The organism is Kocuria sediminis (genome assembly GCF_009735315.1).
Taxonomy (GTDB): domain Bacteria; phylum Actinomycetota; class Actinomycetes; order Actinomycetales; family Micrococcaceae; genus Kocuria; species Kocuria turfanensis.
The window spans coordinates 1-22,191 of record NZ_WOGU01000024.1; the positions used below are offsets into that span (position 1 = coordinate 1).

The 22,191-nt window shown below is 69.2% G+C and carries 24 protein-coding genes; 7 read left to right on the forward strand and 17 right to left on the reverse strand.

Going from position 1 to position 22,191, the window contains the following annotated elements:
* The first annotated feature begins 339 nt into the window (after window positions 1-339).
* Window positions 340-645 (forward strand): DUF4193 domain-containing protein, encoded by a 306-nt coding sequence (locus tag GMA12_RS17445; protein WP_156270776.1) that lies wholly within the window; start codon window positions 340-342, stop codon window positions 643-645.
* A 932-nt stretch (window positions 646-1,577) separates the two neighbouring features.
* Here GMA12_RS17445 and GMA12_RS17450 read toward each other — a convergent pair.
* The 5 genes from GMA12_RS17450 to GMA12_RS18360 form a co-directional block, all read right to left on the reverse strand.
* A complete protein-coding gene (locus tag GMA12_RS17450) occupies window positions 1,578-3,101 on the reverse strand; it encodes an amino acid permease (RefSeq protein WP_370832063.1) in 1,524 nt (507 codons plus the stop codon).
* A 43-nt stretch (window positions 3,102-3,144) separates the two neighbouring features.
* Entirely contained in the window at window positions 3,145-4,548 is a 1,404-nt protein-coding gene (gene aspA / locus GMA12_RS17455) for an aspartate ammonia-lyase (protein ID WP_156270777.1), read from the reverse strand.
* A gap of 54 nt (window positions 4,549-4,602) precedes the next feature.
* Window positions 4,603-5,604 (reverse strand): asparaginase, encoded by a 1,002-nt coding sequence (locus tag GMA12_RS17460; protein WP_156270778.1) that lies wholly within the window; start codon window positions 5,602-5,604, stop codon window positions 4,603-4,605.
* A 156-nt stretch (window positions 5,605-5,760) separates the two neighbouring features.
* Window positions 5,761-6,456: a FadR/GntR family transcriptional regulator gene (locus GMA12_RS17465; RefSeq protein ID WP_156270779.1), complete on the reverse strand. Its 696-nt coding sequence runs from the start codon at window positions 6,454-6,456 to the stop codon at window positions 5,761-5,763.
* Between the two features lie 229 nt (window positions 6,457-6,685).
* Window positions 6,686-7,156 carry a hypothetical protein gene (locus GMA12_RS18360; protein ID WP_162460022.1) on the reverse strand — a complete coding sequence of 157 codons (471 nt, stop codon included), beginning with the start codon at window positions 7,154-7,156 and terminating at the stop codon, window positions 6,686-6,688.
* On the opposite strand from GMA12_RS18360, the gene GMA12_RS17475 reads away from it, so the two are divergent.
* Window positions 7,050-7,658 carry a substrate-binding domain-containing protein gene (locus GMA12_RS17475; protein WP_162460023.1) on the forward strand — a complete coding sequence of 203 codons (609 nt, stop codon included), beginning with the start codon at window positions 7,050-7,052 and terminating at the stop codon, window positions 7,656-7,658. The genes GMA12_RS18360 and GMA12_RS17475 overlap by 107 nt on opposite strands.
* Before the next feature lie 226 nt (window positions 7,659-7,884).
* On the opposite strand, the gene GMA12_RS17480 is transcribed toward GMA12_RS17475, so the two are convergent.
* Window positions 7,885-8,472 carry a TetR/AcrR family transcriptional regulator gene (locus GMA12_RS17480; protein ID WP_156270782.1) on the reverse strand — a complete coding sequence of 196 codons (588 nt, stop codon included), beginning with the start codon at window positions 8,470-8,472 and terminating at the stop codon, window positions 7,885-7,887.
* Between the two features lie 51 nt (window positions 8,473-8,523).
* On the opposite strand from GMA12_RS17480, the gene GMA12_RS17485 reads away from it, so the two are divergent.
* Window positions 8,524-9,222, forward strand: a complete 699-nt coding sequence (locus GMA12_RS17485; RefSeq protein ID WP_162460024.1) for a DUF998 domain-containing protein — start codon at window positions 8,524-8,526, stop codon at window positions 9,220-9,222.
* 153 nt (window positions 9,223-9,375) lie between these two features.
* Here GMA12_RS17485 and GMA12_RS17490 read toward each other — a convergent pair whose 3' ends face one another.
* The 5 genes from GMA12_RS17490 to GMA12_RS18480 all read right to left on the reverse strand — a co-directional run bounded on the left by GMA12_RS17490 (window position 9,376) and on the right by GMA12_RS18480 (window position 12,043).
* The gene (locus GMA12_RS17490; RefSeq protein ID WP_156270784.1) at window positions 9,376-9,741 is read right to left on the reverse strand and encodes an avidin-fold protein; all 366 of its coding nucleotides are present in this window, start codon (window positions 9,739-9,741) and stop codon (window positions 9,376-9,378) included.
* Between the two features lie 465 nt (window positions 9,742-10,206).
* The gene (locus tag GMA12_RS17495; RefSeq protein WP_156270785.1) at window positions 10,207-10,857 is read right to left on the reverse strand and encodes an Asp23/Gls24 family envelope stress response protein; all 651 of its coding nucleotides are present in this window, start codon (window positions 10,855-10,857) and stop codon (window positions 10,207-10,209) included.
* A gap of 3 nt (window positions 10,858-10,860) precedes the next feature.
* Window positions 10,861-11,427, reverse strand: coding sequence for a DUF6286 domain-containing protein (locus tag GMA12_RS19450; RefSeq protein WP_156270786.1), 567 nt, complete (start codon window positions 11,425-11,427; stop codon window positions 10,861-10,863).
* Window positions 11,424-11,765, reverse strand: coding sequence for an Asp23/Gls24 family envelope stress response protein (locus tag GMA12_RS17505; RefSeq protein WP_240898948.1), 342 nt, complete (start codon window positions 11,763-11,765; stop codon window positions 11,424-11,426). The genes GMA12_RS19450 and GMA12_RS17505 overlap by 4 nt, the downstream gene beginning before the upstream one ends.
* A 101-nt stretch (window positions 11,766-11,866) precedes the next feature.
* Window positions 11,867-12,043, reverse strand: coding sequence for a hypothetical protein (locus GMA12_RS18480; protein WP_156270788.1), 177 nt, complete (start codon window positions 12,041-12,043; stop codon window positions 11,867-11,869).
* Between the two features lie 172 nt (window positions 12,044-12,215).
* Between GMA12_RS18480 and GMA12_RS17515 the strand changes: the two genes are divergently transcribed.
* Entirely contained in the window at window positions 12,216-12,368 is a 153-nt protein-coding gene (locus GMA12_RS17515; RefSeq protein ID WP_206064736.1) for a hypothetical protein, read from the forward strand.
* Window positions 12,369-12,619: 251 nt separating this feature from the next.
* On the opposite strand, the gene GMA12_RS17520 is transcribed toward GMA12_RS17515, so the two are convergent.
* The 4 genes from GMA12_RS17520 to GMA12_RS17535 form a co-directional block, all read right to left on the reverse strand.
* Window positions 12,620-13,057, reverse strand: coding sequence for a VOC family protein (locus GMA12_RS17520; protein WP_156270789.1), 438 nt, complete (start codon window positions 13,055-13,057; stop codon window positions 12,620-12,622).
* Between the two features lie 1,470 nt (window positions 13,058-14,527).
* Window positions 14,528-15,439, reverse strand: a complete 912-nt coding sequence (locus GMA12_RS17525) for an ANTAR domain-containing protein (RefSeq protein ID WP_240898949.1) — start codon at window positions 15,437-15,439, stop codon at window positions 14,528-14,530.
* Between the two features lie 384 nt (window positions 15,440-15,823).
* A complete protein-coding gene (locus GMA12_RS17530; RefSeq protein WP_162460025.1) occupies window positions 15,824-16,108 on the reverse strand; it encodes a hypothetical protein in 285 nt (94 codons plus the stop codon).
* A gap of 9 nt (window positions 16,109-16,117) precedes the next feature.
* Entirely contained in the window at window positions 16,118-16,837 is a 720-nt protein-coding gene (locus GMA12_RS17535; RefSeq protein ID WP_156270790.1) for a GAF and ANTAR domain-containing protein, read from the reverse strand.
* Window positions 16,838-17,650: 813 nt separating this feature from the next.
* Between GMA12_RS17535 and GMA12_RS17540 the strand changes: the two genes are divergently transcribed.
* The 3 genes from GMA12_RS17540 to cls all read left to right on the forward strand — a co-directional run bounded on the left by GMA12_RS17540 (window position 17,651) and on the right by cls (window position 20,498).
* Window positions 17,651-18,166, forward strand: coding sequence for a hypothetical protein (locus GMA12_RS17540; RefSeq protein WP_156270791.1), 516 nt, complete (start codon window positions 17,651-17,653; stop codon window positions 18,164-18,166).
* A 65-nt stretch (window positions 18,167-18,231) separates the two neighbouring features.
* Window positions 18,232-18,792 carry a hypothetical protein gene (locus GMA12_RS17545; protein WP_156270792.1) on the forward strand — a complete coding sequence of 187 codons (561 nt, stop codon included), beginning with the start codon at window positions 18,232-18,234 and terminating at the stop codon, window positions 18,790-18,792.
* Between the two features lie 221 nt (window positions 18,793-19,013).
* The gene (gene cls, locus GMA12_RS17550; protein WP_156270793.1) at window positions 19,014-20,498 is read left to right on the forward strand and encodes a cardiolipin synthase; all 1,485 of its coding nucleotides are present in this window, start codon (window positions 19,014-19,016) and stop codon (window positions 20,496-20,498) included.
* A 465-nt stretch (window positions 20,499-20,963) separates the two neighbouring features.
* Here the strand turns inward: cls and GMA12_RS17555 are convergent, their stop codons facing one another.
* Together GMA12_RS17555 and GMA12_RS18365 are read right to left on the reverse strand one after the other, a co-directional pair.
* On the reverse strand, window positions 20,964-21,587 hold the full coding sequence (locus GMA12_RS17555; protein ID WP_156270794.1) for a hypothetical protein: 624 nt from the start codon (window positions 21,585-21,587) through the stop codon (window positions 20,964-20,966).
* A gap of 127 nt (window positions 21,588-21,714) precedes the next feature.
* Window positions 21,715-22,191 (reverse strand): hypothetical protein (locus tag GMA12_RS18365; RefSeq protein WP_162460026.1); only part of this gene is annotated, 477 nt, incomplete at its 5' end.

Here is a 22,191-nt window from a genome sequence, read left to right on the forward strand (position 1 = left end):
TGGGACTGGTGATCGTCGCCTCCATCGTGATCCACGGCGTCACCGCCGGACCCGTCATCTCCTTCATCGACCACGCCAGGCAACGCAAAGCCGTACGCCAGACGGGCACCAAGGCCGCCGCACCCCACACCCCCCTCTGACATGCCATGTGGGCACCTCGGCGGAAGCGCAGTCCGCCGCTGCCGGCCTGATGTCGAGTGCGGTGCTCCGCGCATGCCCACCGCGCCCCTTTCCATACCGTCGTCCGTGTGCTCTCTGACGTGGAATACCGGGGCTGCTGGTGGGGTTCTGGTCGGTGTCCACTCCCCTGTCTTCCTGTGAAGGAGCATGCTTCCGCGCATGGCCACCGATTACGACACCCCGCGCACCCGCCCCGAGGACGAGCCGGCCAACGAGTCCCTGGAGGCGATCCGGGCCCGCACCAGCACGGCCACCCAGGTCCCGTCCATCGACCTCGAGGACGCCGACACCGCCGAGGGCATCGACCTGCCCGGTGCTGATCTCTCCCACGAAGAGCTCACCGTGGCCGTGGTGCCGCAGCAGGCCGACGAGTTCACCTGTTCCTCCTGCTTCCTGGTCCACCACCGCTCCCAGCTTGCCCGCCAGACCGACGGGCTGCTGTACTGCACCGACTGCGAGGGCTGAGCCTCCTCGGTTCTCGTGCCACGACGACGGCGCGGGCCCGCGGCACCTGCCGGTGCCGGGGCCCGCGCCGTCGTCGTCCTGCCTCCTGCTCAGCAGGCCCGCGGCTCGAGCTTGTCGGCGCAGGCCATGGATTCGCGGCGGACCACGAGCACCGCGGTCCACAGCACCAGGGCCTGCACACGAACAGCTGGGCGATGACGCTCTCGGTGGTGAGCGGAAAGCGGCGTCGCAGGACGGTCAGTCAGTGACGTCGAGTTGGAGGCCCGCCCAGGGAACGGCGGTGAGTCGTCCTGATGCCCCGTAGGGATGGGACGTGACGGTGTCAGCACCGGAGGCGCCGGACGTGGGGGCTGAGATGGACCAGTCGTTGAGGATGTCTGTGAGAAGGCGGCGCGCAAAGCTCATAGCGGATCTCCTGGCGTTGTGATCGCACATGTCGTTTCGGACAGGGACCGACGTCGCTCCTGCACTGCGGACGGTGGGCAAGCCCGGGACCGAGTGGTGCGTCGGGGCGGTCGGCCATCAGACGATGGATTGACCTCGGTGGGGATACGGAATTGGAGAGAGCATCTGCAGATGATGCAACGTTGCGCGTAATGCGCAACGCAACGGCATGGGAAAAGTGTCCGCGCGCGCTCCCCTCCCTGTCAAGAGATTTCTGCAGCACGGGGCGATCCGCTCCGCGGTTCACCACCGGGATGCACCAACCCGGGAGGACCACTCATCGCGACATCTCCGCCATGGGCGGGGTCCGGTGGCCGGCCTCGTGGAAGGCCGACGTGCTCCCCGACGTCCTGCCGGCCCCGAGCCTGAACGGCGCCTCCTCATGCGCCCTCGAGGGGAATGCCCTGAACGTCGGACATGCCGGTCACAGGAGTGACCATGGGCCGCGGTCGGCCGGGAGGGCGCCCGGCTCCCCGCCCGGCCGGGCCCTACCGGACGGGCAGTCCGGCCTCCTCGGACGCTGCCGGTGCCGTGCGCGGGGAGCTGGTGCGGGTCGCGGCGATCTCGTGCACGCGGTCCCGGCACCGGTACCAGCCGAAGACCAGCAGCGGCACGAGCAGGAGCAGGGAAGCGACCGTCCAGGTCCCTACCGGAGAGTCGAAGGCCATGAGCACGACGACGGTCGCCAGGAACCCCAGGGTGAGCCAGCCCGTGAAGGGCGCGCCGGGGAGGCGGAAGCCAGGACGCACTGCTCTGCCCTGCTTGGACCACGACACGAGCTTCAGATGGCAGAGCATGATCATCCCCCAGGCGCTGACGATGCCGACGGAGGCGAGGTTCAGCACGATCTCGAAGGCCTGGGCCGGCACGAGGGCGTTGAGCAGCACGCCCAGCACGGCGACCGCCGCCGTCAGCACGATGCCGCCGTACGGGACGCCGGCCCGGTTCATCCGGCCGGCGAAGCGGGGGGCGGACCCGGCCAGGGACATGGAGCGCAGGATCCGGCCCGTGGAGTAGAGCCCGGCGTTGAGCGAGGACAGCGCCGCCGTGAGCACCACCAGGTTCATCACGGTGTCCATGCCGGCCACGCCGATGGAACCGAAGAACGTGACGAAGGGGCTTTCCCCAGCCTGGTATGCGGAGTAGGGCAGCAGCAGGGACAGCAGGGTCAGCGAACCGACGTAGAAGACCGCGATGCGGATGATCACCGTGTTCACCGCGCGAGGCATGACCTTCTCGGGGTGCTCGGTCTCACCGGCGGCGGTGCCGATCAGCTCGATGGAGGCATAGGCGAAGACCACACCCTGGATGACGACGACCGCCGCCAGCATCCCGTTGGGCAGCAGCCCGCCGTTCTGGGCGACCAGGGACAGACCCGTCTCCCTGCCGTCGGCGGGGGTGCCGAAGAGCACCAACCAGATCCCGACCAGCAGGAAGGCGGAGAGAGCGGCGACCTTGATCAGGGCGAACCAGAACTCGAGCTCGCCGAAGACCTTGACCGAGACGAGGTTCAGTCCCAGCACCAGCAGCAGGGCGGCCAGGGCGTACGCCCACTGGGGGACGTCACCGATGGGAGCCCAGTACCGGGCGAAGAACTTCATGTACAACGCCACAGCCGTGATGTCCACGATCGCGGTCATGGCCCAGTTGAGCCAGTACAGCCAGCCGGTGAAGAAGGCCGCCTTTTCGCCGTAGAACTCCCGGGCGTAGGAGACGAACGAACCCGAGGACGGGCGGCGCACGACGAGTTCCCCCAGCGCGCGCAGGATGAGGAACGCAAAGAAGCCGCAGACCGCGTAGACGAGCACGAGAGCGGGCCCGGCGGCGGCCAGCCGGCCGCCGGCCCCCATGAACAGCCCGGTGCCGATGGCGCCACCGATCGCGATCATCTGGATCTGCCGGGGCTTGAGCCCCTTGTGGTAGCCCTCGTCCTCCGCATGAAGCATGTCGAGGGCGGCAGTGGGCGGCTGGGCCGGGGTGGCGTGGCGCCGGTCCGGGTGGTGCACGGACATGGGTCGGTCTCCTCGGTGAGTGGAGGTGGAGCTCGTGGACGGGTCAGACGGTGAGGTTGGCCAGGCGCTCCGGGCGCAGGATGCTGCCCAGCTCCTCGGCGGTCAGCAGGCCGCGCTCGAGCACCAGTTCCGCGACACCGGCGCCCGTGACCAGGGCCTCCTGAGCGATCGCGGTGGCCGTGGCGTAGCCCAGGCGGGGGTTCAGTGCGGTCACCAGGCCGATGGAGTGCTCCACGGAGGTGCGCAGGTGCTCCTCGTTGGCGGTGATGCCGCGCACGCAGCGCTCCGTGAGCGTGGTGCACGCCGCCCGGAGGTGGGAGACGCTCTGGTGCAGGCTGTGCACGATGATCGGCTCGAAGGCGTTGAGCTGCAGCTGTCCGCCCTCGGCGGCCATGGTGATCGTGACGTCGTTGCCGATGACCTCGTAGGCCACCTGGCTGACGACCTCGGGGATCACCGGGTTGATCTTGCCCGGCATGATCGAGGACCCGGACTGCACCGCGGGCAGGTTGATCTCGCCGAGACCCGCCCGCGGCCCGGAGGAGAGCAGCCGCAGGTCGTTGCAGATCTTGGACAGCTTCACCGCCACCCGCTTGAGCACCCCGGACAGGTGCACGAAGGCCCCGACGTCCTGGGTGGCCTCCACCAGGTCCACGGCCGTCACCAGCGGCAGACCGGTCACAGCGGCCAGGTGGCGGCAGGCCGCGGCGGCGTAGCCGTCCGGGGCGTTGAGCCCGGTGCCGATCGCCGTCGCCCCGAGGTTGATCTCGTGGACCAGCAGGCTCGCCTCGGCGAGCCGCTGGCGGTCCTCCCGGATCATCACGGCGTAGGCGCCGAACTCCTGGCCCAGGGTCATGGGCACGGCGTCCTGGAGCTGGGTGCGGCCCATCTTCACGACGGTGCGGAACTGGCGGGCTTTGTCCGCGAAGGCGTCCTCCAGCAGCTCCAGGGCAGCCAGCAGCTCCTGCACGCCGGCGATCGTGGCGATCTTCACGGCTGTGGGGTAGGCGTCGTTGGTGGACTGCGACAGGTTGACGTGGTCGTTGGGATGCAGCCGGGAGTACTCCCCCTTCTCGGCCCCCAACAGCTCCAGGGCCCGGTTGGCGATCACCTCGTTGGCGTTCATGTTCGAGGAGGTGCCGGCGCCGCCCTGGATCACGTCGACGCGGAACTGGTCGTGCAAGCGCCCGTCCAGGATCTCCCGGCAGGCCGCGACGATGGCGTCGGCCCGGGCGGCGTCGAGCAGCCCGAGCTCGTGGTTGGCGCGGGCTGCGGCGAGCTTGACGGCCGCCAGACCCCGGACCAGATGCGCGTGCCCGCCCAGGGCGAGGCCGGTGATGGGGAAGTTCTCCACGGCGCGCAGGGTCTGCACACCCCAGTAGGCGTCGGCGGGGACCAGTCGGTCACCCAGCAGGTCGTGCTCGGAGCGGAAGGCAGCTTCGGTCATGGTGTTCTCAGATCTCCCGGAGGTCACGAGGGGTGGAGGTGGCAGGACGGTGGGTCACCCGGCGGTGACGAGGTCGACGGCGTGCAGGGACCCCACGGTGCGTCCCCCGCCGAGCACGGGGACCCGGTCCAGTCCGGCGAGCGCCCCGGAGTCCACACCGAGGTGCTGCAGGACGTGCACGGCCACAGGCATCCGGGCGCGGTCGGCGCCGTCGGCGATCTTCACGGCCAGCCCGCGCCCGTCCGGCAGGCCCACCAGTTGCAGCCCCTCGAAGCCGTCCTTGGCCAGCAGGCCCGGGACCCTGCGCATCAGCTCCGTGACGTCCCGGCCTTCCCCGGCCACCTGCTCGGGGTGCCCGGTCATCGCGGAGGCGACCTGCCCCTCGGGCGTCCCCGGGGGCGCCGAGGCCAACCGGGCGAAGGCGGCGGCCATGCCCCGCAGGGTGACGGCGAACAGCGGCGTGCCGCAGCCGTCGGTGCTGACCGGACCCAGCGGTTCGCCGGTCAGTTCCGCCACGACCTCCGCGATCAGCCGCTGGAGCGGGTGGCCGGGGTGGGTGTATCCGGCCACGGCCCAGCCGTTGACCCTGCAGGTGGCGACCATGGCCGCGTGCTTGCCGGAGCAGTTCTGGGCCAGGTGCGAAGGCCCCTCACCGGCGCGCAGGGCGGCGTCCCGCTCGGCGGCCCCGTAGGGCAGGTCGGGCACGTTCTCCAGGGCGGTCTCGTCCGTGCCGTGCAGGGCGAGGATGCGGCGGGCGCCGTCCTGGTGCAGGGGAGCCCCGGAGTGGCTGGCCGCGGCCAGGGCAAGCAGGTGCCCGGGCAGGTCCAGCCCCGCACGGAGCATGGCCACCGCCTGCAGCGGCTTGAGCGAGGAGCGGGGATAGAAGCGGGCCAGGGGGTCACCGGCCGTCAGCAGCATCCGCCCGGCGGCGTCCGTGGCGATGAACGAGCCGTAGTGGACGCTTTCGACGACGCCGTCGCGGACCTGTTCGGCGACCGGGACGTGCTGCGGGCGAGCGGTGGTGGGCACAGGCGTCCCGGGAGCTGTGATGGTCATGCGGGTCCTCACTGGGGGGGGTGGTCGGGCTGGAGGTGGTCGGTGCAGGCGGTGGCGGCACCGCGGCGCAGCGGGACGCCGGGCGGCGCCGCGCAGGGATCGTGGCAGGGCGGACCGGGGAGGGGCTCCGGCCGGGAGGGCAGGCCGGCTGCCGGACTATTCGCGGGTGATGGCGCCCAGGGCGTCGCGCACGGCCGCGAGGTGGTCACGCATGGCGGCCTCCGCCTCGTCGGCCGCGCCGTCCCGGATGGCGCGGAAGATGCGCAGGTGCTCCTCGTCCGAGTGCTTCTGGCGGTCCGCCACCACGTTGAGGGTCTCCGACTGGTGGAAGAGCGCCTCGCGGATGTCGGCGATGACCTTCTCGAACACCCGATTGCTGCTGATCCTGGCGACGGCGGCGTGGAAGCTGGTGTCCAGCTCGACCCAGGCCTGCGGATCGTCCTCGTCCGCCATGGTCGCCACGAGGTCGTGCAGGAACCGCACGTCCTCCTCCGTGCGGCGACGTGCGGCGAGGCCGGCTGCGGGGATCTCGATGTGCGGCCGGGCCTCGTGCAGGTCCCGCGCCGAGTACGCACCCAGGGTCAGGTCGTCGGTCACCCGCCGGGAGACGACGAAGGTCCCCTTGCCGGTGCGACTGACGGTCAGGCCGAGCGCCGCGCAGGAGCGCAGAGCCTCACGGATCACCGACCGGCTCACCTCGTACTGCTGAGCGAGAGCCGCCTCGGAGGGCAGCTTGTCCCCCACTCCCAGGTGCCCGGCCTGGATCTGCGCGCGCAGGTCCTTGAAAACAGCTTCGGCCGCACTGAAACGCTCGATGGGCCGTCCAGCTGTCGGGCTGTCTGACAGGTTCATGGTCCCCAGCATGAGGCAGCTCACATTGCGCTGTCAACTGGCGCGCTCCACCCGGCCGTCATCGTGCAGAAACACGGTCTGGGCGAGGTTCGTTGGCGGGCCGGCGGGCATCTGAGCTGGGTCTATGGCCGCTGACCGGGCCATTTGTAAAGCCGAGGCTCGCGGCCTCCGGGTGATGTCGGTGCCTGGCGGCGATCAAGGGATCTGGTGCGCCCTCGGCCTTCCTCGCTCAGTCGTGGTGGACAGATGCCGGCGGGTGGCCACGACGGGCGTCCATGACCCGCGCGTGGGCCATCTCCATCCGCCCAGCCCACAGGATCGTCGTGCCCAGGATGGGCCAGAACGTCAGCGCCGCGCCCACCCCGACGAAGGCCAGCCACGCCACGGTGGCGGCCCAGGTGATGATCCCGAACGCCCAGCCCATGAAGAGTCCGGCTTGGGCCTGGGTCTGGTAGTCGTAGGGGGCCGGCAGCGGGTCCGGGTCGCCCTCGGTCTCCAGGCGCCGGTGCTTCACGTGCAACCGCTGCTCACCGATGAAGCACCCGCCCAGAGTGAGCAGCCCGATGATCGCGTTGGAGAACCCGTGTCCGCCGGTGGCCACCAGCCAGGCCAGTGCGACCTCGACCACCTCGTCGGCGACGAGGTACCAGAACAGCCATGCCGCCGCCCACCACCTGCTCAGCCAAGGCGCCCGCTCCATCCTCTACTTCGAGGAGGCCTTGGCCATCAGCACCATCGCACACCGGCAAAAAGGCTTCACCCGAGCCATGCCGGAAGTCCCCGAAGCGACCTCCACCACCATCCACCTGCCGACGCGCCGCTTCGAGAACACCGGCCCACAATGGCGGGCGGAAGAGGCCTACCGCGCCTGCACGGACCTCATCACCTCTGGCGCCGCCTTCGATGCCATCGCCACCGGCGACGACTACTTCGCCCTCGGTGTTCTCAAAGCCTTGGCCGAGCACGATATTCACGCCCCGGACGAGGTCCAGGCCGTCCGATACGGCGGCCTGCCCTTCGCACCATGGACCTCCCCCGCCCTGACCTCGGTCAAACTGCCGGCCAGGCTCATCGGCGAACTCGCCGTGTCCATGCTCCTGCAACGCCTAGCAGGAGACACCAGCACACCGATCGAGCGCCTCATCAAACCCGAACTCGTCGTCCGATCATCCAGCGGCACTCGAAAGACCGTACCGAAGTGACCAATCTTCCAGCGTCGTACTCATGGCATGGCGCCGGCACCCGGCCATGTGGTTGGCGCAGGGGATGGAACCGCTGTCGACTGACACTCCGCCAGTCAGCCTTCCTGCCCGGCACCATGGCGCGCCCACGCGCACGGGCAGTCGAGGACCGGCGCTGATGGAGTGTGCTCTCGCGGCAGGACATGGCACCCTGCCGTTGGGTTCCGGGCACCCCCGTGGTGGTCCGTCAGGCGGTCTCCTCGGACGTGCCGGGGCAGCGGCGGGCGAGTTGTTGCACGTGACCGGTGATGATGGTCTCGGCGCGAGCGGCCGTCACCCGATCCGGTTCCGTGGCGCGGGCGATGGCCAGCCCGTCGAGCAGGGCCAGCAGCGCCGCCGCGTCGTCCGCGGTGGCCGCCGGGTTCAGTTGGACCAGCAGGTGCGTCAGCCCGTTCTCGAGGGTTTGCCAGGCCGACCGGTGGGCGGCGGCGAGGACCGGATCGGTGCAGGCCAGGGACGTGAAGGCCAGCCACACCACCGCCGCCGGGCGCCCGGCCTCTTCCACCCCGGCGAGCATCCGGGCGACCGCCAGCAGGTTCTCCTCCGCCGACCGGCCCGCATCGATCGCCTCGAGCAGATCGGCGGTGAACCGGGCGGAGACGTGATCCATGGCCGCGTGCACCATCTGGTTGCGGGTCGGGTAGGCGTGCTGGACCGCCCCGACCGACACGCCGGCCTGCTGGGCCACGGCTCGGACGCGCAGCCGGTCCACGCCCTGGTCGACCAGGACGTCCACCACGGCCTCGAGAATGCGTTCCCGGGTGCCCTCAGCCACGACATGACCTCCTTTCCTCGGTCCAATACATTTGTATTGTATGGTCTGGGCATGAGCACACAGCAGGTGGGCGGGTGGTGTTGGTTCCTGGCTGCGGCCCTGATCCCGGTGCAGGTCCTGGTGGCGGCGCGGTGGCCGCTCCCGTACTCGTGGCGCTCACACCTGATCAGCGATCTCGGGGCCACGATGTGCGGGGTCGCCGATACCGGGGCCCGGGTGGAGCGCTACGTGTGCTCCCCCTGGCACGTCCTGGCCAACGCGGCCACGGTCGTCAACGGGCTCACCCTGGCCCTGGGGGCGGTGCTGCTGTGGTCGGTCTGGCCCCGCCGGCGCGGCGGCCGGGCCGGGTCGGTGCTGCTGGCTGCGGGCGGGCTCTGCGTGGTGGGCGTGGGCCTGACCCCCTGGGACCTGCACCCCGATCTGCACCACCTCTTCGCGCTGGTCCAGGCACCCTTGCAGTGGGCCGGCATGGTCCTGCTGGTCCGGGCCACCTGGGGTACGACGCTGCCCCGGGCGGTGCCTGTGGTCACCGCCGTGGGCGTGGTCGTGTCGGTGGCCGGCTTCGCCCTCTTCCTCGACGCGCTCAGCGGCGGAACCTCCCTGGCCCTGGGACTGGGCCTGACCGAACGCCTGGCCTTCGACATCCTCACGCTGTGGAGCGCAACGGTCGGGGGAGTTTTGCTGGCCTCCGGCGAGCGGCCCCGCACGGACGCCACGGAGCCGCGAAGCATCCTCCTTCCCGTCGACTGACACCGGGAACACTCCGGCCGAGAACTCCAGCACAGAGGAACGCTCACTGCAGCAGGGTGGACCCGGGACGCGCCTGCGCTGGTTCTGTGGCCACCCGGCCTGTGCCGCTGGCGGAATGCTGCACCTCCGCTGATCGTGCATGTTGCCTGGGAACTACCCGGTTTCTTCCACGACACTGGTGCCGGTGCCTGTGCGGGACTCCCATGCCCAGGACTCATGGAACCGGACCCGGCCGTCAGCGAGGACTTCGATCTTGGAGATGCACCTTCCACTGGCGGTCTCGCCCGTCACGTTGAGATGGGTATAGCGGAACGTGAGGGTGTCGTCGGTGCGCGTGCCCACCAGGAATCCCTTGCGGACCGCCCCTCCGGCGTAGTCCGCCCAGACCGTTCCACCTTCCTGGTGATAGGTGAAGATCGTGGTGGAGCCGACCTCCCCCTCGGCCGTGTTGGAGGCTCCCGTGAACCGGCGTCCGTCGATCCGCACGGTCTTCGAGGTCGGTGTGGCGTTATCGTCCATGGCGCCATGATGCCAGCATCTGCAGGGGCTCTCTCAGCTGCTCGGACTGGCCAGAACGGCATCGCCTGCGCAATACGCCGACCCCAGCCCGGACCAGCCCCAACAGGCACCGGAGGCCCCCGCATGCACCATCGTTCTCGGGGACAGCGACCGCCACCCGTGCCACGCGTGAAGGCGGCAGGTTGAGCTGGTGGTGTATTCGTTGCCCGCGGACCTACCCGCGGCTGGTCGGCCGCTTCGGGGGAAGGTGCCTGTCGGGTAGTTCCTTGGGCGGCATCGTCCTGATGGAACAGGAATGCGTGCCGCCGGGGGTGGCGTCGTCCTGTCGAGGCGTTGTGGTGGTGGATCCTGCCGCCGCTGGGCGACCGGGGAAATTCGTACCTGGGCGTTGTGGCAGCCCGAGACCTCGGCCTTTTCGAGGACGAGGTCTCGGGCAAGCGGCAATAGCCAGGCTGGAGGGCGCGTTCAGGCGGCCCGTGCGGTCGCCGGGGAGGCCGTGCCCCGGGGCCTCGCCTCCTGGACCGCGGTCCGCGTGTCCCATGCGGCCGCACGGGACACGTCCAGGCGGACCGCCACGTGGGCGAGCTCGACCTCGAGGGCCTGCGTCAGATCGGCCACCACCGTGCCGTAGACCTGGTCCAGCACCCGCTCGACGGACGCGCCCGGGGTCAGGAGCAGGTCGAGGAACAGCTCGGGCTCCCGGGCCGACCCGGAGAGATCCACGGAGGCGCGCTTCACCCCGGGGAGCTCCTCGCACTGGGTCCGGACAGCGGTGGCGATGACGGACGGCGCGATGGTGACCGCCCCGTGGTCGTCGTCCTGGTGGAGCCGGTAGTCCACGGGCCGGTCCTTGGTGGGGATCTGGTGGATCAGCCACCACAGAGCCCCGATCAGGGTCAGTACGACGAGGGCCGTTCCCACCGGCAGCAGCACCTGGCCGAGGGGTCCGAGCAGATCGCCCAACGCGGCCCCGTCGGCGGGGGCGAGGTCGCCCAGCCCCGGGGCGCGGGACACCGCACCGGTGGAGACGAGCACCAGCCAGGCCCCGACGAGGACCAGGACCAGGCCCAGGACGGTGAGCAGGATACGGTTGCGGACGCCGGAGACGGTGCGCATCGGTCAGCTCCTCTTCTCGGTCACGGTCACGGAGACCTTCGGGGTTCTGGTCAGCGGCAGGCGGACGAAGGCGTCCTCGGCCACGGTCCGCACCCGGTTGCGCAGGCCACCGGTGCTGCGCAGCGGGGTGTCCACGTGCAGCCGGACCCGCCGGTCGCCCACCGTGGCGCGGACCCGCCCCACGCCGTCGACACGGCCGGTGCGCGTCTCGAGCAGCCGGCCCAGGCCGCGGTGGGTCAGGACGGTCTCCTCGGACCCGGCGTAGAGGTGGGCGGGCACGTGCAGCCGGGCGCTGCGGTGCCGGCCCGGGACGAGTCCGCACGCCAGCAGGACGAGCCCGAGGGCGCCCAGCACGATGCCGGCGGCGAACACGCCCGGGTCGGTGACCGGGGTCTCGAGCACGGCGGGGGCACCGGAAGCGACCGGCTCGGGCCAGGAGCCCCGGCTGAAACGCAGGGCGGCGGCCCAGGCGAGGAATCCGGCGGCGCCCAGGGCGAGCAGGCCCACCAGGACGGAGGGCACCACCCGGGCCGGTCGGCGGCGCAGGGGTGGGAAGGACGGGGTGCTCACAGCAGGGCTCCTCTCGTGCCACGCACTGGGGCGGGGTGCAGCCAGGAGATCTCGACGTCCACCTGCTCCGCCGTCAGCCCGGTCAGGCGCTGGACCCGATCGGTGACGTGGGTGCGGATCCGGTCGGCGGTCCGGCGCAGCGGGGCGGGGTAGGCCACGCCCACATCGAGGGTGATCACGGCGGCCGTCCCGAAGATCTCGGCGTCGGCCGTGGGGCGCCGCTCGAAGTCGCGGCGTGCACCCAGGCCGAGCACACCGCCGGAGGCGGCGCCGACGGCGTCGAGCTCCCAGGCGGCCTGGGCCGCGATCTTGGCGACCACGGAGGCCGGCACGGTCAAGGTGCCGCGTGCGACCGGATCAGCAGGGACCGGAGCGTGCCCGCCCGGACGGTGAGGACCCGCCGGAGCGGACGTGGTGTCGTGTGGGGTGGTGAGGGTGGTCATCGGCGGGCGCGTCCCGTGATCTCGGACAGGTCGAGCTTGCCCTCGAGAGTCCGGCCGACGAGCAGTCCGGCGGCACCGAACAGCACGACGAGCAGGAACTGCGTGAAGGTGCCGAAGGCCACGACGAACCCCAGGAAGAGGCCGACGAGCAGGGCGGTGCGGGAGACAGACACAGGGAAGTCCTTTCCGGGACAGCAGAACGGGCAAACAGAGGAGGGGGCGGGCCCGGGAGGTGAGTGGTCCTGACCCGGGCCCGCCCCGGGGCCCGCCCGTCGCCGCCCGCCCCTCGGGCGGCGACGGGCGGGGGTGCAGCGGACCGGGAACTACTCCAGCTCGCCCGCCGTGGTGGAGGACATGCGCGAACGCGGTGTGCTGATCAGCCGCATCGGCCCTCACGACAACGTCCTGAAGATGCGCCCGCCCCTGGTGTTTACCCATGAGCACGCCGACCTGCTGCTGGAGCACCTGGACGCCACACTGAGCGCGCTGGCTCGGTAGCATCCGGGCCAGATCCGGCAATGCACTGCCGGCCATGGAGGTGACCGCGACCTCCCAGCACCAACCGGAACTCCGTGGAACAACCACAGCCGAAGCGCAACCACCGTCATCGGTGTCCGGTAGCTAGCCATATGTAAAGCGGACGGCGGGCATCCGTCGATGCTCCTCGGCGGTCTGCTCCCGCAGGGGTGCCGGCGGCTGTGGCCGGTGGCGTCCCGTGATTCGATGGTCAGACGACCGCCGACGTGTCGTCAGCGCCTTCTCAGCTCCTGGGCGAGCATCACGATGATGCCGCTGGGTCCCCGGACATAGGTGAGCTTGTAGGCATCCTCATAGACCGCCACGCCGCGCAGCGGATGGCAGCCGTGCCTGGCGGCGATCTCGAGGGCCTCGTCGAGGTCGTCGACCGAGAAGGCGACGCGGTGCATGCCGATCTCGTTGGGCCGGGTGGGCTCCGTCTCGATCGCTGCGGGGTGGAGGTACTCGAAGAGCTCGAGGCGACCGTTGCCGTCGGGCGTCTGGAGCATAGCGATGTTGGCGTGGTTGCCGTCGAGGCCCACAGCGATGTCCGTCCACTGCCCGCTGACCGTGTCCCGGCCCAGGAGGGTCAGCCCGAGGTCGGTGAAGAAGGCGATCGCCGCTTCGAGATCACGGACAGCGATGCCGACGTTCTCGAACTTGATGGACATGCGATGCATGCTACTGAGCCCAGGCCTGCTGTCCAGGCCGATGCTTCATCCAGTTCCGAAAAGCGGAACCCCAACTGCAACGTCGTTCTCGTGAGCAGTGTCCGGCAACCGGTAGGCATCAACTGTCCCGGTGACCCACGTTTCCTGGTACTCCTCCACATTTCCCTAACCGACGAGAAGGCCGACGGGCCGCGACCGGCGGTGTGCGGCAGCGCCGACGAGCGGGAGAGAGCACTCGACCAGGCCGGGCGCCGGCCGGTCACAATAGATCACCATCGCTAAGTGTGCTGACATTCACTGTGGTGGATTGCTAGCCTCGGACGCACTTCAGTTCCTCGGCTGAAGCGGCACCAGGAGCCCCACGGTTCTCCCACCGGTCCGGGTGCCCCGCGCAGGATGCGTTGCCTGTGACCGTGTGCCCCGCCCTCCCTGGGGCGGGGCACACGCCAGCCCCCGGCGCTCACACCTGCAGGGACCTCTGGCGTGCGGCAGCGCCACCAGGGCGTTCCCCGTCGGGCCCGGCCGAGGTCAGCCGTGCGCCTCGGGGCCGTGGCGGGGGTGTCGTTGTCCACGGAACCATTGGGCGCGACCGGGTTTACCCAGGTCAGTGCCACTTTCGGTCACAGTCCCCGGCGGTTGCGTTTCTGTGGCGAGGATGAATCATGAGCTGGCATGAAAGCGCAGACCGCGGGGCGCCCGGGGGGTCTGCTGCGACCGGTAGCCGCGCCGACGAGGAAGCCCGGGGGGACAGCGGCCCAGCGGCCCAGCGCTTGCGCCCGGGTCAGGTGGTGCAGGCCCGGCTCCGCGGAGTGGTGCACTGGACAGGAACGGTGGAGACCGTCTCGTTTGCTTTGGGCGTGGTCTGGATCCGCGAGGACGGGCTGGGGGAACGCAAGCTGCTGGACCTGCGGGAGTACCAGGTGCGCCCCCGGGAGGGCACCGACAAATGACGCAGGCCGTTCGTCCCGGACACAGAACCGGGCCGGCCCGTGCACGCCGCAGCGCAGGAGGCCGGTTCGCCCCGTTCTCGCGCACCGTCAGGGCGGTCGACACCGTCGTGACCGGCCACCGGAGCGGCCCCGCAGCTCAGGAGAAAGGGGCGGGGTCGGCCCCCCAGCCGCTCCCGCCCCTTCTGTTCTCCGCCTCAGACCGGACACCCACCTGCAGTGGTGGATCCCCCCGGATCCGTAGTGTCACCGGCCCGTCCCGGAGATCGAGGGGCCTTGGGCGTCCCCCTCTCACCAGCAGAGTCGTCCATCCCGTCCGCCCCGGCAAGACCCCTCGGAATCCGCGCGTTCACACAAGGAAGCAAAGGTGTGTGTTCGCGAACCTGCGAGGGGCCACACTGCGCTCTCCTCCACGGTGCGCCCGGTCGATGCAGGATCTCCGATGGGTGCCATCGGGAGGGCGTCGCCTGGCGGTCAGTCTCTGACCCACCGTGGCTCAAGCGGGCGGTCCGTGCGCTGGTGCTCAGTGCTCGCCGGGGAAGGTGCCGGTGGTGGCCAGTTGCTCGGCGACCTCGCGCAGTTTGAGGTTGGATCGGGAGCTGACGGTGGTCAGGACCACGAAGGCCTGCTGGTCGGTGATCTTGAACCGCTCCATCAGGATGCCTTTGGCCTGGCCGATCAGATCCCGGGTGGTCAGGGCCTGGTGCAGGCGGTTGATGTGCTGGGCCTCGGCGAGGGCCACGGCAGCGTGGGCGGCGACCAGCGACCCGATCTCCTCCGAGGCGGTGGTGAACGCCTCGGCGCCGGCGCCGTAGACGTTCAGCGCCCCGAGGTCGCTCTCGTCGGTGTAGAGCTGGAAGCACAGCATCGACCTTGCCCCGGCCTCGGCGGCGGCCGGGGCGAAGGACGGCCACCGGTCCTCGTGGGTGAAGTCCGGGACCCGCACGATGGTCTGCGCATAGGCCGCATCCAGGCAGGGTCCTTCCCCGTGGGCTTCCTGCAGCCGGTCCACGACCGCCGCCAGGTCCGAGGACGCGGCATGGGAGGTCACGGTGTGGTGGGCCCGGGCCACCGAGATCGACGTTGCCGCCGCCCCGGGGATTAGCTCCAGGGCCGCGTGCGCCATCGCCGCCAGGGTGGCCTCCACGTCCTGCTCCTGCTGCAGGGTGCGGGCCATCTCGCTCAGCTGTCCGGCCAGATCCCCGGTGCCGTAGCCGCTGCCGTGCTTGCGGCGCCGACGGGTCGGGCTCGGCGTATCCGGTGAGGTGGCACCCGTGGTCCCGGCCTTCTCGGTGGAGGGCGGTGGCCCATCGGCCTGATCGGCGCGGGGGTCATCGATCTCCAGGCCCGTGTCACCGTCGGCGGCCTGCCGGGTCTTCCAGGCCCGCACCCGGGACTGGCCCTCCTGCTTGAGCTCGTCGGCCTGGGCCGCCAACTCCTGCTCTCGGGCCCGAGCCTGGGACCGAGCCTGGGACCGATGTCTGCGAGTGCGGTTCTGGACCGGCTCGGGGTCGGGCTCACCCATCATCTGATTCTTTCCATCCGGGGTTGCCCGGCACATGGCCGGGCAGTGCGGGCTGTGGGACCAGAATGCACCCCGCCCCCCCTCGACCGCAGCCCCTGTGCGGAACGACGCAGACCGGTGCTGCTGGATTCTGGCCCTGCCCGGACGGGATCGCCACCGCAGGCCCGACACCCTCCCCCGCGGACCACCCCTGCAGCTTGGCTTCAGGGTGGGCCAGGACCGCAGGCCGCTGTGCACCGGAAGCCCTGGGCGAGAAACGGGCCGGGAAACGCGGCCTCATCGCAGCGGACCCATCTACTCCTGCGATGGGCGGCCCGGGGGTTTCAGCAGGTCCTTGGCGTACGGGGCGCGCAACGGAGGTTGCCGGTCGAGGAGCTCGTTGGCCGCATGAGCCAACAGGTCCCGCTGGAGCCGGGGCAACTCCAGGCAGTGGTGCAGATAGGCCTCGACCTCAATCTCCCCGGCGTGACCGCCGAGGGTGAAGTAGTGGAACCACACTTGCCGCACCGCGATACCGGCACGGCCGATGACCTCGCCCAGCAGACGGGCCTGTTCGGCCCCGACCCCCTCCTCATCCACCGGAAGACCTCAGCCGTCCGGGTCCGGGTGTCGCTGCAGGATCTGGCGGGCGACCTCGACCATGGGCCGGCCCTGGGCCAGGGAGGCGGTGATCAGCACGGCATGGGCGTCATCGGGGTCGGTGGCCCGTTGCTCCATCAGCATCCCGGTGGCCCGATCGATCGCCTGCCGATCCCCCAACCCAGACTGCAGCGCGGCACTGAGCTTTTGGGGGGCCTCGCGGGTCTGGGCTGCGCCCAGCAGCGTCGCCGCCACCGCGGCCAGCAGGCCCAGCTGCTGCTCCTCGTGCCCGGTGAAGGCGTTGTCGACGGTGGCGTAGACCTTCATCGCCCCCAGGCACCGGCCCTGGAACACCAGCGGGACGCTGAGTATCGAACGGATCCCCAAAGCAGCGGCGGCCGCCGACCACTGCGGCCAGCGGTCCTCATCGGTGGTGTCGTTGCTGCGCTGGAGGGTCGCAGTGGCCCAGGCACTCAGGCACGGGCCCTCCCCCAGCTCGTACTGGAGAGCATCGGCGGCCTCCACGAGGTCATCGGTGCTCCCGGTGCTGGTTCTGGCCCCGTCGGTGTCGATCAGGGAGACCCCGGCTCCGGCGGAGGAGGGGATGAGGTCCTGGGCGACCTGGGCCAGCTGGTGCACCGCGACCGCGGCCTGTTCCTGGGACAGGAGCATGTCCTGGATCCGGGCGAAGACTGAAGTCAGCTCCACTGCAGTGGATTTGGATTCCATGGGGACCTCCTCGGTCCAATAGGGCCGCTCGAGCCCACTGCGCACCGTGCGCGCCGCCGCTGCATCGACGACAGGACAAACCTCGATCGAGCCGTACCCCTGTCCTCAAGGCTACGCCTGGCAACACGGGGCCGGGCAGCCTGCGCATCGCCCATGGGGCTGGACACCGCATCTCCTCCAGCGTCAGCCGCCGGGTCGAAAAGGTGGACACGAAGATCGGACCGTCTGGCCCGCTCCGGGATGGACTCAGCGTCGCGGCCGTGGACCCAGGCCCGGCGGCCCCCACTTCGACGCCTGAGCACTCACCACGGGCCCCCTACCGCAGCGCGGTTCGCCGCTAACCGGCCATATGTAAAGTGCAGCCTGAGGCGTGGGACCGAGGCTGTTTCCTCTTAGTCCTTGGGGTACGCAGTAGCGATTACTTCCAGGTCCGCTGGATCAGCGCTTTTGCTGTGCGAGCAGTACCGAATTAGTCGCGCCAGAGGGTGCCGTAGGGCCGTCGTCGTTGCAGTGAACCCGCCTGGGCGTACCGGCGCCTCCGCTGAATGGCACGGTTAAGCTCCAGGGCTTTAGTGGCCCCGGTGGCATCACGGTGTCGTGGACGTGCGGCGGAATCAGCGAGACGAGGACTCCATCCTCCATATAACCGAACAATTTCATGATGGTTCACACTTGGCTTGCTGGGAGTGCCCGGAATCCCTCCACCGTTGGCGAGGAGCGGCCGTAGTGTGGAGATCAGGGCCTGGTTCTTGGCTTTGGCCGATCTGCGTGGGGGCGCGTTTCCCGCCCCTGGCTCGTCCGACAGGAGTAGCCATGAGCACTCACCATGACAGACAGTGGCGGCGAATGAAGGGGGCAACCACGGTTCTGGCTGCGGCGGCACTGGGGTTGTCTGCCTGTGGCACAGGTCCGGAGCTCCCTGGCTCCTACGCCGAGCAGTCTCAGGACCAACCAGCCGAGCCCTTTGCCGGCCCCTATGACCAAGTCTTCGCCGCCGACTTGGACGCTTATGCCGTGGACGAGATATCGCTGACCGGTGAGGTTGAGACCATCGTCTCGCCCGTGGCTTTCACGATCACCGCCGCCGGTGATACCGACGTCGATCCTCTGTTGGTGGTGAACTTCGATGAGGATGCTTCCCGTCTTGCTGTGGGCCAACAGGTCGAAGTCACCGGAACAGTGCATGAGGCCTACAACGTCCCCGACACGGAGGAGAACCTGGGAGATCCTCCAGGGCCCGAGGTGCTCGCCTTCTACGACGGCCAGCCGTTCTTTAACGCCACCTCGGTGGAGATCGCGGAACCACAGGACACCGCCTCGCCCTCCTAAGATCGCCACTGCCAAGGGCACCAGGTCGAGGGCTCAAGACTCCCACCCCACAACAGGAGCACGGCATGATGATCAACGCACACCGTCAGGGGCCCAGACGATGGGTGATCGGGGCGGCTCTTTCGGTGGGGGTAGCCCTGACGACGGGATGCGGTGAGACCGAACCCACCGACCAGACCATGGATCCCACCGCCTCGGCAGGTTCCCCGACGACCAGTGATGGGTCTTCCCCGCCGCCGGAGGCCACCGGCGCGGACGGTGCTGACAGTATTTACACCGGGCCCTTTGATGCAGCGTTCCGGGCGGAGCTGTCCGATTACACCGGTGAGCAAGTGACGCTGACGGGAGAGATCAGTGATCTGATCCGTTCCCGTTCCTCGTACCTGCTGGCCAGCCCGGCTGATCCGGGTTTGGATCCTCTGCTGGTCAGCGCCCGGTACGCCGTGCCTGAGGTCGAGGCGGGAACCCGTGTCGAGGTCACCGGGATTGTGCGGGAGGAGTTCGCGCCACCGGTGGAGGAGAAGGCGGTGGAGGCCGGCGAGGAAGCTGGGTTTTACGACCGGCACGTCGGGGAACCCTATCTGGATCAGGCGCAGGTGGTGGCGACCGGAGCATCCGCCAGCTGATCAGGCGGCCCCCGGGGGGCCCAGAGCCATGCCTGGAAGATCCCCGTCAGGCTCATGTCGGCCGGAGACTCTCCCCCTCGGCACGCTGCCACAAGTGCACGTGCCGCGGTCCTGGTTTTCCTCTTCTTCGGTGTTGGGGTGGGTCAGTTGCTGTGGGAGAGGCCACCGGCGGCCCCAGGCTTAGACACTGACCCAGGAACTGGTGCCCGTAGGGTGGGCCCATGGATGTCGCTCAGATGCTCTGGCAATCCGTTCCGCCGTGGGCCACGGCTACGTTCTTCACCGTGGATCTGATCATCAGGCTCGTGGCTCTGGGGGTGGTGCCGCACAACCGCAGGCCCTCAGCAGCGTGGGGCTGGTTGCTGGTCATCTTCTTCTTCCCCATCCTGGGCGGGCTGATCTTCCTGGTGCTGGGCCGGGCGACCTTGCCCGCCACGCGTCAGAAGAAGCAACGACAGGCCGTGGACCTGCTCAGTCCCGAGGACACCGGTACCAGCGCGGCACTCACTGCGGAACTGCCTGTGTGGTTGCAGGAGACGATCCGGCTCAACGAGCACAACGGGGCCTTTGCGCTTACCGGCAGCAATCGTCTCGACATCCTCACCCATTACGACGACACACTGCAGGCGATGGCCGATCAGATCAGGAACGCGCAGTCCTACGTGCATTTCCAGTTCTACATCGCCGTCGCTGACCCCACGACGGAGCCCGTGGTCTCCGCCCTGGAGCACGCCCACCGCCGGGGGATCAGGGTACTGGTCCTGATCGATCACATCGGCAGCGTGGGGTATCCCGGCTACCGCCAGATCGTGCAACGGCTGGACAAAGCCGGGATCCCCTGGCGGCGGATGCTGCCGGTACGTCCGTGGCGAGGCGAGTATCAGCGCCCCGATCTGCGCAACCACCGCAAGATCCTCGTGGTCGACGGTCACGTGGCGTTCACCGGCTCCCAGAACATCATCGACCGCAGCTACAACAAGAGGAAGAACAAGCGGAAGGGCCTGCAGTGGATGGGCCTGATGTTGCGCATCGAAGGACCAGCGGTGCGTCATCTGGACGCGGTGTTCGTCACTGATTGGTACTGCGAGACCGATCAGATCGTCTGCGAGGACCCCGCGCCTGCTCTGCCACCTGGGCGGCAGGGCCCGGAGCCCGGAATTCGGTGCCAGGTGTTGCCTTCCGGGCCGGGGCTGGCGCAGGAGTCCAATCTAGAACTGTTCACCCATTTGTTCGCCTCCGCCCACGAACGGATCACCGTGTGCAGTCCCTACTTCGTGCCCGAGGACTCCATGTACAACGCCTTGCGCACCGCAGTGGGACGAGGCGTGGAGGTGCAGTTGTTCATGGGCGAGACCTCTAGCCATGCCCTCACCCACCACGCGCAGCGGTCCTTCTATGAGCTGATGACCCGGGCCGGAGTCGCCATCTGCCTCTACAAAGCCCCGTACGTGCTGCATTCAAAATTCATTCTCATCGACGAGGACGTGACTGTGGTCGGTTCCTCCAACATGGACATCCGCTCGTTCGCCCTCGACCACGAGGTCAGTCTCCTGGTGATCGACTCGGAGTTCGTGCATCGCATGCGAACAGTCGTCCAGAGCTACCACACGGACAGCCACCAGTTGGACCTGCAGACCTGGCTGTCCCGGCCCTGGTATCAGAAGTACCTCGACAACACCGCCCGCCTGACCTCGGCCCTGCAATGACCGGTCACGTCCTTCCTGCGCGGTGACGTTACTGCTCTTGTCATCTTCTCCCTCGTCATCGCCGCGTCCGGAGCCGGTTCCGATGACCGTGCCCTGACGGCGGGTCCGGTGGTGCCGCCAGCACTCGTCCCCGGCCCCGCTCCGGCTTCTTCCCTCCTGGGGCCCACATCAGCGCTCCGCCTCCAGCTTGGCGACTGCGCCCGAACGAACGGCACGGACGGCTCCCTGGGGCACTGGTGCTGTGCTGGCCTGTCGGCACAGTCCTCGCGCCATCCACCCGGTGTACACCTGGCTCAACGGTGCGCAGGCGGTGGTCACCGGCCTGAGGCCGGATGGACCCGGTGCTGCACGCACGTGCGGGACGTTCCCGTTGATGGTCCTGTGTTGCCACACCCTGGAAGTCAGTGCTTCCCGCCCCGGTGGCCGACCGGAGCGGGAAGCACTGACTTCCGTGGCCGGGGAGGATCAGAGGGGCAGGCCGGCCTGGTGGTTGATCCCGACCTGGTCGACCTTGCGGTGGAACCGCATCCCCGACATCCCGCCCAGGACCGCAGCGATCAACGGGATGAGAACAGCGATGATCAAGGCGATGACGCCTCCGGCGGTGAGGGTTCCTTCGTTGATCGGGATGCGGGGGAAGCTGTTGAGCTGGCCCAGCACGTTGAACTGGCTACCGGCGATCACCCCGAGGATCGCGAGCACGATCGCGATGAGGATCGCCCACAACCACACCGCGATGCCTTGTTTAACGCCGTCGAAGCGAGCCATGCGTCCGGCGACGTATCCACCGGCGTAGTAGGCAAGGAACAGGATGGCGGCCAGCACGATCGCGCTGACCCAGCCCACGCTGTCGGGGTTCTGGGTGGCCTGGTCGACGGCTTGGCCGACATCGGCGGTGGTGGCCACTCCGACTCCGGCCCCCACTGCCCCCAGCAGGGCGGTCAACAGCACGGCCAGTCCGCTGGCGGCCAACCACCCGAAGAACGCTGAGCCGAACTTCATGCCTCCGAACTGGTCCTTCTCCGCGGCGACCACCTCGTTGCGCCGCCCCCTCGGGGTGCTCGCACCCGCATAGTGTGGATCAGTCATCACTGACTCCTTAGGTTGTGGGGTCCTTCCCCGGTCTCCGTCGGCTTGTTCCCGGCCGATTCTGAACGGGAGGGGCGGGGATGGGCCGGCGGTGGCACCCGCTTACGGGGCCGGGTGGAGAATGGGCTTATTCCTGCTCCAGGATTTCGGCCCGGGTGGCCTGGATGTAGGGGTCTCCCTCGTAGTCGGCGAATACCGCATCGTCTAGGTCGATCCCGAGATCCTCCTCGACGGTGGTCACGTTGAACCCTTCCTGCACGGTGCCGGTGACCTGCACAACCTGGCCTTCGTCCAAGGAGGGGATCTCCTGCTCCTCGATGATCAGCAGCGGGTCCACGGCACCTGCGATCGCGAAGGCGTCCGGTGACAAGGTCTCGCTGACTTCGGCTGAGAGAGTCACCTGCTGACCCACGTAGGTGGTGCTCTGGTCGTAGAAGTCCTGGTTGTACTCTCCCTCGTAGGCGAAAGCGCCGTCGGTCTCCGTGGCGCCGTCGGTGGAGGTTGTCGGGCTCTCGACGACTTCTCCGTCGGTGACGTCTTCGACGTCGGTGCCGGTCTCGGGGCCTTCGGTGCCGCACCCGGCCAGGGCCAGCCCGGCGGCGGC